Below are 14,978 nucleotides of genomic sequence, written 5' to 3'. Positions count from 1 at the left end.
CCACGCTCCAAAGCCGGAGTGAGGGCACACCGAGCCCAAGCGAGGTGCCGAGTGGTGGGGCAAGAGCGTTTTGCTTACTTTTGCGCTGTTCAAAAGTGAGCCGCTGTAAGAGCGGAACCATAGGCGGCCGTTACCCAAATAACGGATATGCCCCCACCCCCACAATCACCCCTCAGCACTATGCACCACCACCAAAAGCTGCGCCTGAACCTCCCCCACCGACCGAATCCGGTGCGGCTTCTGCGCATTGAAATGCAACGCATCCCCGCGATTCAACACCACCCGCTCACTCATGAAATCCACCTCCACCTGGCCTTCATGCACAAACAAAAACTCCTCCCCCAGATGCTCCTTGAAGGTCTTGTCGGTGAACTCCGCCGGCGGATAAATGATGAACGGCAACAAACTGCGCTCACTGACCTGATGGGCCAGCACCGCATAACCCGGTGACGCGTCGGTGCCCGACAACGCCTGCCGTTCATGACTACGCACCAGGCTGTAACTGTCGAGACTGACGTTGTCTTCACTGAACAGCTCTTCAACCTTCACGTTCAACGCCTTGGCCAACTTCAGCGCCGCAGCAATCGACGGCGTATTCAGCCCGCGCTCAACCTTCGACAGGTAACTCTTGGTCATCCCGGATTTTTCCGCGAGCGACTCCAAGGTCACGCCAAGTTTTTTTCTCAGTATTTTCAAACGGATAGACATGTGCAGCGGTTAATCCATTAAAGAGGCGATGATGAATGCTTGCCAATGACACTTTGTGTCATATAGTCTCTTTAGTGTCATTTGCGACGAACAAGGACACTGATATGGCCAAGACATTAGCACTCCCGAAAGACCAACTGGTCAAGCAAGCGCTGAGCCAGATGCAAAACACCCTGGCGGATAATACGTGGACCGACCGGCAAAAGCTGGCACTCACCTGCCGGATCCTGTTCGAAAACGGCCACGACTCCGGCCTCGCCGGGCAGATCACCGCTCGTGGCCCGGCACCTGGCACTTATTACACCCAACAACTCGGCCTGGGTTTCGATGAAATCACCGCCAGTAACCTGCTGCTGGTCAACGAAGACCTGGAGGTGCTGGAAGGCCACGGCATGCCCAACCCGGCCAACCGTTTTCACAGCTGGGTGTACCGCGGTCGCCCGGATGTGAACTGCATCATCCACACTCACCCGACTCATATCGCTGCGCTGTCGATGCTGGAAGTGCCGCTGCAGGTGTCCCACATGGACCTCTGCCCGCTGTACGAAGACTGTGCATTCCTCGAAGCCTGGCCCGGCGTGCCGGTGGGCAACGAAGAAGGCGAAATCATCACCGCCGCCCTGGGGGATAAGCGCGCGATTCTGCTTTCTCACCACGGCCAACTGTCCACCGGGGCGAGCATCGAGGAAGCGTGTGTGATCGCACAGTTGATCGAACGTGCCGCCAAGTTGCAGCTGCTGGCGATGGCCGCCGGCACGATCAAACCGATCCTGCCGGAGCTGGGCCGCGAAGCCCATGACTGGATTTCCAAGCCCAAGCGCCACGGCGCCGCGTTCAACTACTACGCTCGGCAGAACCTGCGTCAACACGCCGATTGCCTGAACTGAACCCATTTTTTCGACCGGAGACTTTTCCATGTCCAGCCCTTCTATTCACGGCATTATCGGCTACACCATCACCCCGTTCAGCACAGACGGCCAGCGCATTGACCTGGACGCACTGGGGCTTTCGATCGACCGTTTGATCGACAGCGGCGTGCACGCTATCGCCCCGCTGGGCAGCACCGGCGAAGGCGCATACCTCAGCGATACGGAGTGGGATGAAGTCGCTGCCTACAGCCTCCAGAAAGTGGGCAAACGCGTGCCGACCATCGTCAGCGTCTCCGACCTGACCACCGCCAAGGCCGTGCGTCGCGCGCAGTTTGCCGAAGCCCACGGTGCCGACGTGGTGATGGTGTTGCCGGCCTCGTACTGGAAACTCAGCGAGGCGGAAATCCTCGCGCACTATGCGGCTATCGGCGACAGCATCGGTGTGCCGATCATGCTCTACAACAACCCGGCCACCAGCGGCACCGATATGTCGGTGGACTTGATCCTGCGCATCGTCAACAGCGTCGACAACGTGACCATGGTCAAGGAAAGCACCGGGGATATTCAGCGCATGCACCAGTTGCATCTGCGCAGCGAGGGCGAGGTGCCGTTCTATAACGGCTGCAATCCGCTGGCACTGGAGGCGTTTGCCGCAGGGGCGAAGGGTTGGTGCACGGCGGCGCCGAACCTGATTCCGCAGCTCAACCTGGATTTGTATGAAGCCGTTTTGGCCAATGATTTGGAGAAAGCGCGGGAGCTGTTCTATCGCCAGTTGCCGCTGCTGGACTTCATCCTCAAAGGTGGCTTGCCAGCGACGATCAAGGCCGGTTTGCGGCTGACGGGGCTGGAGTCGGGTGATCCACGGTTGCCGGTGTTCCCGTTGGGTGAGGCTGGCCGTGTTCAGTTGCAAGCGCTACTGACCCTGTTGCGCTGAAACGCGATCCAAATGTGGGAGCGGGCTTGCTCGCGAAGGCGGTGGGTCAGTCAATTGATATGTCGACTGATTCACCGCCTTCGCGAGCAAGCCCGCTCCCACATTGAGTCCGCACCCCTGCGTAGAATTTCAATAGAGACAAATGACAATAATTCTCGATATCATTCGCGACTTTTCCAAGTCGTGCTTCGTCAAGAAGGATATCCATGTCTCGTCTCAAGCCCGACCCGCTGTCGGCCGATGCCTTTCGCGGGTTTTATGCAGATATCCTGCATTTCCTGCGCAAGCGTACGGACAACGCCAGCGACGCGGCAGACATGACCCAGGATGTCTTTACCCAATGGCTGGACTACCGCGACCGGGCTCAGGTCGAGCAGCCACGGGCGTTTCTGTTCCAGATGGCGCGCAATCTACTGCGCGATCACTGGCGCAAACAAAAGGTGCGGCACACCGTCCATCAGCAACAGGCCGAACTGGATGCCGAGCCTGTCAGCGACTCGCGAGACGATCCCATGGCCGCCGCGCAACGCCTGCAACGCCTGGAACAGTTGAAAGAAGTCCTCTCTGAACTCTCGCCCAGAAGACGAGAAGCCCTTATGCTGCATCGCTTCGAAGGCCTGAGCCAGGCACAGATCGCAGAGCGCATGGGCGTTTCGGTCAGCATGGTGGAAAAGCACATCGCTTTTGCCTTGCTGCATTGCAAGCAGCGACTTCAACAAGACCAGGGCAAGGAGCAGCCAGAATGACCCGCCTGAGCGATATCGACACCTGTGACATCGAGGCCAGCGACTCCATCGATGCCCAGGCCGCCAGCTGGTTTGCGCGCAACCGCAATGACACGGGCCGCGCCGACCGCAAGGCGTTTGCCGCCTGGCAATCCGAGCCGGCCCATGCCCGTGCCTACGCCGAATTCGAGCAGCTGTGGGCCGACCTGGCCCAGTTGCAGCAACTGAACAAACCCACACCGCTGCCCGTGCGCAAGACACCCGCCTGGCGCCCGGCCCTGGCGGTAGCTGCCGCCCTGGTATGTGCCCTGTTGGCAAGCAATCTCGGCGCCCCGCGTGAAGTGTTCCACACCCAGGTCGCGGCCCATGCCAAAGGCACGCGCACCTTGCATCTGCCCGATGGCAGCACCTTGTACGTCAACGCCAACACGCGCCTGCGGGTGGACTTCAACAGTCACCAGCGCATCGTGCATCTGGATCAGGGCCAGCTGTATATCGAGGTGGCACCCGACAAGGAACGACCACTTTACGTGCAGGCCGGCGAAGCCAACGTGCGAGTGGTCGGCACCGGCTTTGATGTGCGGCGCAGCAAGCAGCAACTGGTGGTCAGTGTGGCCCACGGGCAAGTGGCGTTCGATCCGGATGCCAAGCTGCCCGCCACCCTGCTCGGCGCCGATCAGCGCGCTACGTTCAGTTATGCCAAGGGCACGCTGCAGCAGCAAACCCTCACTGCCGGCGAGGTCGCCGATTGGCGCGGCGGGCACGTGTCGTTTCGTAATCGCGAGCTGGCCAGCCTGATGGACGAGTTAAGCCTGTACCGGCCACAGGCGCCGTTGCTGGTGGACAGCGCGGTGGCGCAGTTGAAGGTCTCAGGCAATCTGGACGTGAATGATCCGGACGCCCTGCTCACCGCCCTCCCCGCCCTGCTACCAGTGAAAACCGTGGCCCTGGCCGACGGCAATATCAGGATTGAGCCTCGAAAATAATCCCTCGATACGCTCACTTGAGAATATTTTGCATTCGCATGTGAGGATTATTTTTCCTGCCGCGTCTTCCTCGGGTCTGCGTTTGATACGCACACCTTTTTGGCCATTTGGCTACTCCGGGGGATTACATGTTTCGCGCGCCTTGCCACGTTCAGCACCTGTTTCTTCGTCCCACCGCCATTGCCGCCTGCCTGGCCTTCAGCCTGAGTGCCCAGGCCGAGTCGTTCAAACTGCAATTGCCGGCCCAGTCCCTGGCCACGTCCTTGAGCCAGGTGGCGCAGCAGGCGAAAATCCAGCTGCTGTTCGATGAAGCGCTGCTGAAAAACGTCCAGGCGCCGGCCCTCAATGGCGACTTCACACCGGAAGTGGCGATTCGCACCTTGCTCAAGGACGGCGAGTTCGTGTTGCTCAAGGTCGGCAGCACCTACGTGGTACGCCCCGAAGAAGGCAAAACCACCAACAGCAGCGCGATCCAGCTGGAGGCCCTGAGCGTGATCGGCACCGGCAACGAGGTGGACTCCACCACCGTCGGCCGTTCCACCCTGAGCCAGGCCGACATCGACCGCTACCAGTCCAATAACATCCCCAGCCTGCTGCAAACCTTGCCCGGTATCAGCCAGGGCGGCTCGCTGAAGCCCGGCGGCCAGACCATCAACATCCGGGGTTTCGGCGACGCCGAAGACGTGCCGCTGACCGTCGATGGCGCCACCAAAAGCGGGTTTGAGCGTTATCAGCAGGGCACTGTGTTTATCGAGCCCGAACTGATCAAGAGCATCGAAGTGGAGAAAGGCCCCAACTCGCCCTTCAGCGGCAACGGCGGCTTTGGCGGTACGGTCAACATGACCACCAAGGATGCCCCGGACCTGCTCAAGGACGGCCGCAACAGCGGCGCCATGCTCAAGTACGGTTACTCCAGCAACGACCATGAACAGGTCTACAGCAGCGCGGTCTACGGGCGTACCGATGACGGGCGCTTCGACGCCCTGGCCTACCTGACCCAACGCGACGGCGGCGACATGAAACTGGCCGCCACCCTGCCCAACGACAACAACCAGTACCCGATCAACCCCAAGCGCCTGCCCAACAGCGCCCAGAATGTGGACGGCAAACTGTTCAAATTCAATGCTCACTTCACCGATGAGCAAAGCCTTGGCCTGTCGTATTCGCGTTCCAACAGCCAGCGCTGGACGCCCTTCTCTGCCGCCAGCTACCCGACACCGCCGACCCAGGCCAACATCGACCGCTATGGCTACGAAGCCGCGCTGAAACGCTTCCTGGCCAACCGCAACACCGTCGACACCACCTGGTCCAGCAAGTACGAATACCAGCCGATGAATAATCCGCTGGTGGACTTGACCATCAAGTATTCCGAATCCAACACCGACCAGACCGACGAGCGTGACGCCACAGCGTTTTTCCAGCTGGCCACTGGCGGGCGCAAGATGGACACCGCCTACAACGACAAAAACCTCGATGTACGCAACGTCAGCCTGTTTTCCACCGGTGTGTTGCAACACGCGGTGACCACCGGGGTGCAGGTCCGCAAGCACACCCGGGAAACCGAAATGTGGATGCCCGGCGCCACCTACAACACCCCGAAATACAACTACGGGCACTTCCAGCCGGGCTTCATGCCCCATGGCAAGGTCGACACCAACAGCTTCTTTATCCAGGATGCGGTGACGCTGGGCGATGTCACCATCACCCCGTCGATGCGCTATGACCACGTACGCAACCGCGGCGAAGCCAACGACGCGCCGTACTACAGCAACCCGGACCCGGCCATCGGCCACGACTACAGCGACCGCACCTACACCGGCTGGTCACCACGCCTCGCGGCCTACTGGACCATCACCCCGAACGTGGCGCTGTTTGCCAACTGGAGCCGCACCTGGCGCGCCCCGGTGATCGACGAGCAGTATGAAGTCCAGGGCCTGGGCAGCCGCACCGCCACCAGCCTGGACCTGGACCCGGAGCGCATCACCTCGATCACCTTCGGCAACGTCACCAGCTTCGCCGACGTGTTTACCCACGGCGACAACCTGCAACTGCGTACCACGCTGTTCCACAACAAGGTCGAAGACGAGATCTTCAAGAACACGGGGGTGGGCTGCCAGAACCAGGCGGTCAATGGCGGGACGATTTCCAGCGCCTGCCCGCCGGGGGCGATGTCCAACTACCGCAACATCGGCGGCATGACCATCAAGGGCTTTGAGGCCGAGAGTTTCTACGACTCCACTTACGTGTTTGGCTCGGTTTCCTTCGCCTACACCACCGGCAAACACGAAGGCGCCTACACCAACCCGTGGGGCCCGGACGTCTGGGCACGGGACATTCCGCCGACCAAATGGGTGATCGTGCTCGGCACCAAGATCCCGAGCCTGGATGCGCAGGTGGGCTGGCAAGGGCAGTTCATCGGCGCCACCAGCCGTTTGCCGAGCGACAAGTACTCCGGCGGTCCGGGCACCAGCATCGGCGACCTGTTCTACGATCAGTACGGCAACAAGCGCTATAACACCCAGGGCCTGTTCGCCAGCTGGAAGCCTCAGCAGGCTTACCTCAAGGGCACCGAAGTCAACTTCACCGTGGACAACCTGTTCAACAACAACTTCCGCCCGGCCCTGAGCGGCGACCGCGCCTACACCAAGGGCCGGGATGCCAAGATCAGCGTGACGCGGTTCTTCTGACCCCACCTGATCAATGTGGGAGCGGGCTTGCTCGCGAAAGCGGTGGATCAGTCGGTACATGAGTTACCTGACACACCGCTTTCGCGAGCAAGCCCGCTCCCACATTTAGATCTTCAGCGCGCCATTTCTTGTATTCACAAGGCTGAGCTCTGGGGCGTGAACCCGCTGCTTGCTCAGATACCGCGTGCAACTCACCCGCAAAAATGAAGCAAAATTCACCACTTCGCCGCGGTAATCCATCACTTCTTCGTACAGCTTGGCGATCAGCTGATTGGTGGTCATGCCATCCACCTCGGCGATTTCGCTAAGGATGTCCCAGAACTGGTTTTCCAGGCGCACGGTGGTCACCACGCCGCAGATGCGCAGGGAGCGCGAGCGGGATTCGTAGAGAATCGGGTCGGCCTTGACGTACAGCTCGCACATGGTGATGACCTCCGCTTTACAGGATGATTTGGGTGCCCAGCAGGCCAAGGAAACCCGCCAGCCAGCTTGGGTGCGCCGGCCACGCCGGTGCCGTCACCAGATTGCCTTGAACATGGCTGTCGGTCACCGGGATATCGATGAACGTGCCACCCGCCAATCGCACTTCCGGCCCGCACGCCGGGTAAGCGCTGCACTCACGGCCTTCCAGAATCCCGGCAGCCGCCAGCAGTTGCGCACCATGGCATACCGCAGCGATGGGCTTGCCGGCCTTATCGAAGGCCTTGACCAGTTGCAGGACTTTCTCGTTCAGGCGCAGGTACTCGGGCGCACGGCCGCCAGGCACCAGCAACGCGTCGTAGTCGGCAGCGTCGACCTTGGCAAAATCCGCGTTCAGGGCAAACAGGTGCCCAGGCTTTTCGCTGTAGGTCTGGTCGCCTTCGAAGTCGTGGATCGCCGTGCGTACGGTCTGGCCGGCGGACTTGTCCGGGCACACGGCGTGCACGGTATGCCCCACCATCAGCAGCGCCTGGAACGGCACCATCACTTCATAGTCTTCGACGTAATCGCCGACCAGCATCAGGATTTTCTTCGCGGCCATGGAACATTCCTCCGGTTGAACGGTTGGGCAGACAGGAGTAGCCAAGATAGACCTGTGCCGATGAGCCGGGTAATGGCCCGCTACTACATCGAGGATCACGCCGACACGAAACTGTACGGATCAATCTGCACCCAGCTGTAACCGAGCCTTTACGGGGCTTTGTGGCTAGATGAACGTCCACTTCCGGCCCATTCGATTCTGGTTCCTTCCATGAGCTCCCGCGAAAATACCGGCATGGCCCTCGGCCTGCTGGGCGTCGTCATCTTCAGCCTCACCCTGCCCTTCACCCGTATCGTGGTGCAGGAAATCCACCCGCTGCTCAATGGCCTGGGCCGGGCGTTGTTTGCGGCGGTGCCGGCGGCGGCGTTGTTGCTGTGGCGCCGCGAGCGCTGGCCCACCTGGCGCCAGGTGCGCGGGCTGACGCTGGTGATTGCCGGGGTAATCCTGGGGTTCCCGGTGCTGTCGGCCTGGGCCATGCAAACCTTGCCCGCATCCCATGGTGCGCTGGTCAACGGTTTGCAGCCGCTGTGCGTAGCGCTGTATGCCGCGTGGTTGTCCCATGAGCGGCCATCAAAGGCGTTCTGGGCCTGCGCGGCGCTGGGCAGTGCGCTGGTGCTGAGTTATGCGTTGATCACCGGGGCCGGCAGCATCCAGGCAGGCGACCTGTTGATGCTCGGGGCGATTGCCGTGGGTGGCCTGGGTTACGCCGAAGGCGGCCGGTTGGCCAAGGAGATGGGCGGCTGGCAGGTGATCTGCTGGGCGCTGGTGCTGTCGACGCCGGTATTGATCGGGCCTGTGGCGTACCTGGCACTGCAACACGAAGGGGCGATTTCCATGCGCACCTGGTGGGCGTTTGGTTATGTGTCGCTGTTTTCGCAGTTCCTGGGGTTCTTTGCGTGGTACGCCGGCTTGGCCATGGGCGGCATCGCTCGGGTCAGCCAGATTCAGCTGTTGCAGATCTTTTTCACCATCGCGTTTTCCGCGCTGTTTTTTGGTGAGCACATCGAGCCGATTACCTGGCTGTTTGCCTGCGGGGTGATTGTGACGGTGATGTTGGGGCGCAAGACCAGTGTGAAGCCTGCGCCAGCTCCCAAGCCCAGCGCAGTCTAATGTGGGAGCGGGCTTGCTCGCGAATGCGGTGGATCAGTTGATACATCAGGTGACTGACACACCGCTTTCGCGAGCAAGCCCGCTCCCACATTTTTGATTTGCGTCGTACTCAGGCCAGGAAACCATCCGCCCGCAGCAGGGTTTCCAGGCAATGTTCGGTAATGTTGTAGAACGCCTTGAGCTCCTGGATCTTCACCAGGAGCTGAGCGTTATCCACCGGCTCGGCACGCTTCACGGCAAGAATCATTTTGTTCTTGTTGGTGTGCTCCAACGAGATGAACTCAAACACCTTGGTCTCATAGCCGCAGGCTTCGAGGAACAACGCACGCAGGCTGTCGGTGACCATTTCCGCCTGCTGGCCCAGGTGCAGGCCGTATTGCAGCATCGGCTTGAGCAGCGCCGGGCTCTGGATCTGCAGGCGAATCTGCTTATGGCAGCACGGCGAGCACATGATGATCGACGCCCCGGAGCGGATACCGGTATGAATCGCGTAGTCGGTGGCGATGTCGCAGGCATGCAGGGCGATCATCACGTCCAGTTCGCTGGGCGCGACGCTGCGCACATCACCGCACTTGAACACCAGCCCCGGGTGGTCCAGGCGGGCGGCGGCGTTGTTGCACAGGGTCACCATGTCTTCGCGCAGTTCCACACCGGTCACTTCACCCTCGGCGTTGAGGGTGTTGCGCAGGTAGTCGTGGATGGCAAACGTCAGGTAGCCCTTGCCCGAACCAAAGTCCGCGACGCGCACCGGCTGGTCCAGCTTCAGCGGTGACGTGGTCAGCGCATGGCTGAACACTTCGATGAACTTGTTGATCTGCTTCCACTTGCGCGACATCGCCGGGATCAGCTCGTGCCTGGCGTTGGTCACGCCAAGGTCAGCGAGGAATGGTCGCGTCAGGTCCAGGAAGCGATTTTTCTCGCGGTTGTGCTCGGCAGATGGTGCCTCGCGCAGTTGTTGCGGCTTGCTTTTGAACAGCGAGCTTTTGTTCTTCTTGCTGTATTCCAGCTGGGCTTCGTCGGTCACCGAGAGCAGGTGCGCGTTCTTGAACGAGGCCGGCAACAGCTCGGCAATCGCCGCTACGCCGTCTTCCAGCGAGAAGTTCTTGGTGATGTCGCGGGTCTTGTAGCGGTAGACGAAGGACAGGCAAGGCTGATCCTTGACGGTCAACTGCTTGATGATCAGCTTCTGAAGATCAGGCTCGGTGCCAACGTACTTGGCCAGCACCAGCTTGATAAAGGCGTTTTGCTCAAGGCTCGCGCTCAGCAGTTCAAGGAACTGCGCGTGATGATCCGGCGCGGGGCTGGCAGGTTTAGCGGTGGCAGACATGAACAAAAACGCCTCGGGCAGGGAATGCCGGGAATTTTACACTACTCCAACACCACCAACCGATTCGGCAACTCATTGCGCGCGTGGGTCACCGGCACATGCTCCTTGAGCAACACCCCGCAGGCTTCAATGCAGCTGATAAACCCGGCCAACGTCTGGCCTTGCTTCACCTGCTGGGTGAACTGCTTGACGATCGCATCCCAACTGCTGTCATCCAGGCGACTGGAAATGCCCTTGTCCACCAGGATTTCCACATACCGCTCCGCCTCACTGACAAAAATCAGCACCCCGGTACTGCCCAGCGTGTGGTGCAGGTGTTGCTCCAGAAACTGCCGCCGCGCCAGGTTGGACGCGCGCCAGTGGCGCACCGAGCGCGGGATCAGCCGCGTAGTCACCTTGGGCAACCGGAACACCAGGCACAGCACGACGAACGTGCCCCACTGCGCCAGCAGCAAGGTGTACATGGTCAGCCAGCCCGACAGATAGTGAATGATCCCCGGCACCACCAGCGCCAACAGGCTGGCCCACAACAGCGGGATGTAGGCGTAGTCGTCGGCACGGGCCGCGAGCACGGTCACCAGTTCGGCGTCGGTTTGTTGCTCGACCCGGGCGATCGCCTCGGCGACCTGGCGTTGCTCGTGTTGACTCAGTAATGCCATGGTTGTTGATGCTCTCTCGTTATTGTCATTACCAGCCGCCCGAGGCGCCACCGCCACCGAAACCACCGCCGCCGCCCCTGAAGCCACCACCGCCGCCGCCGCCGCCGCCGCGACCGCTGCTGCTGAGAATCGCCAGCAGGATAGCGCCAACGGGCAGGCCCATGCGATTGCACAGCCACAGCACCGCCAGCAACAGGATGAACAGACCAATGGAAATGCCCGGGTTTTGCTTGGCGAAGTTGGCCTCGGACACATGCGCCGGCACCGCCAGCGGATCGCCGCCCACCACTTGCAGCATCGCCGCCACGCCGTCGCTGATGCCCTTGCTGTAGTTGCCCGCTTTGAATGCCGGGGCGATCACCTGGTTGATGATCACCCAGGACTGCGCATCGGTGAGTACGCCTTCCAGGCCATAACCCACTTCGATACGGATCTTGTGCTCATCCCGGGCGACGATCAGCAGTGCGCCGTTGTCCTTGCCCTTCTGGCCGATGCCCCACGCGCGGCCCAGTTGATAACCGAAGTCTTCAATGGGCACGCCTTGCAGGTCCGGCACGGTGACCACCACGATCTGGTCACCGCTGGTCTGCTCCAGCGCCTGCAATTGCTGGGTCAGTTGCTCGCGCACGGCCGGGTCGATCATCTGGGCGTTGTCGACCACCCGTCCGGTCAGGGCCGGAAAGTTAAGGGCGGCCTGGGCGGTCAGGCTAAAGGCCAGCAGCACCGCCGCCAGCAGCCAAGCGCGCTTGCCCATCAGAATTTCACTTGCGGCGCTTTATCGGCATCGGCACTGGTGGCCTCGAAGTTGGCGCGGACCGGCAAGTCGCTGTACATCACGCTGTGCCACAGGCGGCCCGGGAAGGTGCGAATCTCGGTGTTGTAGGCCTGTACCGCCTGGATAAAGTCGCGACGGGCCACCGCGATGCGGTTTTCGGTGCCTTCAAGCTGCGATTGCAGGGCCAGGAAGTTCTGGTTGGCCTTCAGGTCCGGGTAACGCTCGGACACCACCATCAAGCGGCTGAGTGCACCGCTCAAGCCGTCCTGGGCTTGCTGGAACTGCTTGAGTTTTTCCGGATTGTCGAGGGTGCTGGCGTCCACCTGGATCGAAGTGGCCTTGGCCCGCGCTTCGATCACGGCGGTCAGGGTGTCCTGTTCATGGGCGGCATAGCCCTTGACCACTTCCACCAGGTTGGGGATCAGGTCGGCGCGCCGCTGGTACTGGTTCTGCACCTGGGCCCAGGCCGCCTTGGCCTGTTCGTCCAGGGTCGGGATCTTGTTGATGCCGCAACCGCTCAGCACGGTGCTCACCAGTATCAATGCCACGGCCTTCCAGCCCCAACGGTAACCTTGTGCTGCTTGCATGGTGTTTCTCCTGCCAAACCTATGAAATGTACCGACTGACGCGTTAGCTACGGGCTTAGGGCATAATCCGCCACCACCCACTGGATTGCATCGAGCCAATCAGCTAAAAGATGCCCAGCGCCAATAAGAGTTCAGAAGTGTGCTGCATTTATCTGAACAACACCCGAACAACAATAGACGCTCTCCGGTCCCAAGGCTGCGAGAAAGGATTTTCATGAAGAAGCTGTGTTTGCTGGGCCTTGTTGTCAGTTTGGCCACTCATTCCGTATTTGCCGAAACAAAGCCCGCAGTACTCAAGGACAAAGACGCCTTCGTCAGTGACCTGCTCAAGCAAATGACCCTCGATGAAAAGATCGGCCAATTGCGCCTGATCAGCATCGGCCCTGAAATGCCCCGCGAGCTGATCCGCAAGGAAATCGCCGCCGGTCGCATCGGTGGCACCTTCAACTCCATCACCCGCCCGGAAAACCGTCCGATGCAGGACGCGGCCATGCGCAGCCGGTTGAAGATCCCGATGTTCTTCGCCTATGACGTGATCCACGGCCACCGCACGATTTTCCCGATCAGCCTGGCCCTGGCCTCCAGCTGGGACATGGACGCCATCGGCCGCTCCGGGCGCGTCGCCGCCCAGGAAGCCGCCGCCGACAGCCTCGACATCACTTTTGCGCCGATGGTCGACATCTCCCGCGACCCGCGCTGGGGCCGTACCTCCGAAGGTTTTGGCGAAGACACCTACCTGACTTCGCGCATTGCCGAAGTCATGGTCAAGGCCTTCCAGGGCACCAGCTCCGCCAAGGCCGACAGCATCATGGCCAGCGTCAAGCACTTCGCCCTGTATGGCGCGGTGGAAGGCGGTCGCGACTACAACGTGGTCGACATGAGCCCGGTCAAGATGTACCAGGACTACCTGCCGCCCTACCACGCCGCGATCAAGGCCGGTGCCGGTGGCGTGATGGTTGCGCTGAACTCGATCAACGGCGTACCCGCCACCGCCAACACCTGGCTGATGAACGATTTGCTGCGCAAGGACTGGGGCTTCAAGGGCCTGGCCGTGAGCGACCATGGCGCGATCTTCGAGCTGATCAAGCACGGCGTGGCCAAGGACGGGCGTGAAGCCGCCAAGCTGGCGATCAAGGCCGGCATCGACATGAGCATGAACGACTCGCTTTACGGCAAGGAATTGCCCGGCCTGCTGAAATCCGGCGAGATCGAACAGAGCGACATCGACAACGCCGTGCGCGAAGTGCTTGGCGCCAAGTACGACATGGGCCTGTTCGCCGACCCGTACCTGCGCATCGGCAAGGCCGAGGATGACCCGGTCGACACCTACGCCGAAAGCCGCCTGCACCGCGCCGACGCACGTGACGTGGCACGCCGCAGCCTGGTGCTGCTGAAAAACCAGAACAACGCCCTGCCGCTGAAAAAGGGCGCGACCATCGCCTTGGTCGGCCCGCTGTCCAAGGCGCCAATCGACATGATGGGCAGCTGGGCTGCTGCCGGTAAACCTGCGCAATCGGTGACCCTGCTGGACGGCATGAATGCCGTGATCGGCGAAAAAGGCAAAGTGATCTATGCCCGTGGCGCCAACATCACCAATGACAAGAAAGTCGTCGACTACCTCAACTTCCTGAACTTCGATGCCCCGGAAGTGGTGGATGACCCACGCTCGTCCCAGGCGATGATCGACGAAGCGGTCAAGGCAGCCAAAGACGCCGACGTAGTGGTTGCCGCCGTGGGCGAATCCCGTGGCATGTCCCACGAGTCGTCGAGCCGCACCGACCTGAACATTCCGCAAAGCCAGCGCGACCTGATCAAGGCCTTGAAAGCCACCGGCAAACCGCTGGTGCTGGTATTGATGAACGGCCGTCCGCTGTCGATTGTGGAAGAGAACGAACAGGCTGATGCGATCCTGGAAACCTGGTTCGCCGGTACCGAAGGCGGCAACGCGATCGCTGACGTGCTGTTCGGCAACTACAACCCGTCGGGCAAACTGCCGATCACCTTCCCGCGTTCGGTGGGGCAGATTCCGACCTACTACAACCACCTGAGCATTGGCCGGCCGTTCACGCCGGGCAAGCCGGGCAACTACACCTCGCAGTACTTCGATGACACCACCGGGCCGCTGTTTCCGTTTGGTTATGGCTTGAGCTACACCAGCTTCAGCCTGTCGGACATGGCGCTGTCGTCCACCACCCTGAACAAGACCGGCAAGCTCGACGCCACCGTGGTGGTGAAAAACACCGGCAAGGTCGATGGCGAAACCGTGGTGCAGCTGTACATCCAGGACGTGGCCGGCTCGATGATCCGCCCGGTGAAGGAATTGAAGAACTTCCAGAAGATCATGCTCAAGGCTGGCGAAGAGCGCGCAGTGCACTTCACCATCACCGAGGAAGACTTGAAGTTCTACAACACCCAACTGAAGTTCGCGGCTGAGCCGGGCGAGTTCAATGTGCAGATCGGGTTGGATTCGCAGGATGTGAAGCAGCAGAGCTTCGAACTGCTCTAAATACACACCCCTGTAGGAGCGAGCTTGCTCGCGAAGGTCGTTAACGATGACGTTGGCGTTCTGAATGAACGCGGCGTCGTCAAG

The 14,978-nt window shown here is 60.9% G+C and carries 13 protein-coding genes and 1 pseudogene; 7 read left to right on the top strand and 7 right to left on the bottom strand.

From position 1 onward, the window contains the following. Positions 1 to 165 precede the first annotated feature (165 nt). Positions 166 to 708: a helix-turn-helix domain-containing protein gene (locus ACA046_RS06985; protein WP_003209127.1), complete on the bottom strand. Its 543-nt coding sequence runs from the start codon at positions 706 to 708 to the stop codon at positions 166 to 168. 104 nt (positions 709 to 812) lie between these two features. Between ACA046_RS06985 and ACA046_RS06980 the strand changes: the two genes are divergently transcribed. The 5 genes from ACA046_RS06980 (at position 813) to ACA046_RS06960 (ending at position 6,909) form a co-directional block, all read left to right on the top strand. Next, on the top strand, positions 813 to 1,595 hold the full coding sequence (locus ACA046_RS06980; protein ID WP_258344099.1) for an aldolase: 783 nt from the start codon (positions 813 to 815) through the stop codon (positions 1,593 to 1,595). Between the two features lie 28 nt (positions 1,596 to 1,623). Next, a complete protein-coding gene (locus tag ACA046_RS06975) occupies positions 1,624 to 2,511 on the top strand; it encodes a dihydrodipicolinate synthase family protein (protein ID WP_497676165.1) in 888 nt (295 codons plus the stop codon). A gap of 206 nt (positions 2,512 to 2,717) precedes the next feature. Further along, a complete protein-coding gene (locus ACA046_RS06970) occupies positions 2,718 to 3,257 on the top strand; it encodes an RNA polymerase sigma factor (RefSeq protein ID WP_258344097.1) in 540 nt (179 codons plus the stop codon). Further along, positions 3,254 to 4,222 carry a FecR family protein gene (locus tag ACA046_RS06965; protein WP_459026630.1) on the top strand — a complete coding sequence of 323 codons (969 nt, stop codon included), beginning with the start codon at positions 3,254 to 3,256 and terminating at the stop codon, positions 4,220 to 4,222. The genes ACA046_RS06970 and ACA046_RS06965 overlap by 4 nt, the downstream gene beginning before the upstream one ends. Before the next feature lie 128 nt (positions 4,223 to 4,350). Further along, the gene (locus tag ACA046_RS06960) at positions 4,351 to 6,909 is read left to right on the top strand and encodes a TonB-dependent receptor (RefSeq protein ID WP_497676164.1); all 2,559 of its coding nucleotides are present in this window, start codon (positions 4,351 to 4,353) and stop codon (positions 6,907 to 6,909) included. A 105-nt stretch (positions 6,910 to 7,014) separates the two neighbouring features. Here ACA046_RS06960 and ACA046_RS06955 read toward each other — a convergent pair whose 3' ends face one another. Both ACA046_RS06955 and ACA046_RS06950 read right to left on the bottom strand, forming a co-directional pair. Then, entirely contained in the window at positions 7,015 to 7,332 is a 318-nt protein-coding gene (locus tag ACA046_RS06955; RefSeq protein WP_318301320.1) for a ribbon-helix-helix domain-containing protein, read from the bottom strand. A gap of 16 nt (positions 7,333 to 7,348) precedes the next feature. Beyond that, positions 7,349 to 7,930, bottom strand: a complete 582-nt coding sequence (locus tag ACA046_RS06950; RefSeq protein WP_459026626.1) for a DJ-1/PfpI family protein — start codon at positions 7,928 to 7,930, stop codon at positions 7,349 to 7,351. A gap of 210 nt (positions 7,931 to 8,140) precedes the next feature. Here ACA046_RS06950 and ACA046_RS06945 point away from each other — a divergent pair. Continuing rightward, positions 8,141 to 9,137, top strand: a pseudogene (locus ACA046_RS06945) (DMT family transporter). A 12-nt stretch (positions 9,138 to 9,149) separates the two neighbouring features. Here ACA046_RS06945 and ACA046_RS06940 read toward each other — a convergent pair. From ACA046_RS06940 to ACA046_RS06925, 4 genes are read right to left on the bottom strand one after another with little or no spacing between them, the layout of a single operon-like run. After that, positions 9,150 to 10,367, bottom strand: a complete 1,218-nt coding sequence (locus ACA046_RS06940) for a class I SAM-dependent methyltransferase (protein ID WP_459026624.1) — start codon at positions 10,365 to 10,367, stop codon at positions 9,150 to 9,152. A gap of 41 nt (positions 10,368 to 10,408) precedes the next feature. After that, positions 10,409 to 11,026 carry a TPM domain-containing protein gene (locus ACA046_RS06935; protein ID WP_063032728.1) on the bottom strand — a complete coding sequence of 206 codons (618 nt, stop codon included), beginning with the start codon at positions 11,024 to 11,026 and terminating at the stop codon, positions 10,409 to 10,411. 28 nt (positions 11,027 to 11,054) lie between these two features. Then, positions 11,055 to 11,780 (bottom strand): TPM domain-containing protein, encoded by a 726-nt coding sequence (locus ACA046_RS06930; RefSeq protein WP_497676163.1) that lies wholly within the window; start codon positions 11,778 to 11,780, stop codon positions 11,055 to 11,057. Further along, a complete protein-coding gene (locus tag ACA046_RS06925; RefSeq protein ID WP_003209150.1) occupies positions 11,780 to 12,388 on the bottom strand; it encodes a LemA family protein in 609 nt (202 codons plus the stop codon). Before ACA046_RS06925 ends, ACA046_RS06930 begins: the two co-directional genes overlap by 1 nt. A 214-nt stretch (positions 12,389 to 12,602) precedes the next feature. Here ACA046_RS06925 and bglX point away from each other — a divergent pair, with 214 nt between their 5' ends. Continuing rightward, positions 12,603 to 14,894 (top strand): beta-glucosidase BglX, encoded by a 2,292-nt coding sequence (bglX, locus tag ACA046_RS06920; protein ID WP_497676162.1) that lies wholly within the window; start codon positions 12,603 to 12,605, stop codon positions 14,892 to 14,894. Positions 14,895 to 14,978 lie beyond the last annotated feature (84 nt).

This window comes from Pseudomonas sp. LBUM1641, from assembly GCF_059716235.1.
Note: the sequence above shows the minus strand (reverse complement) of the source record. Positions and strands in the feature narration are given on the sequence as shown.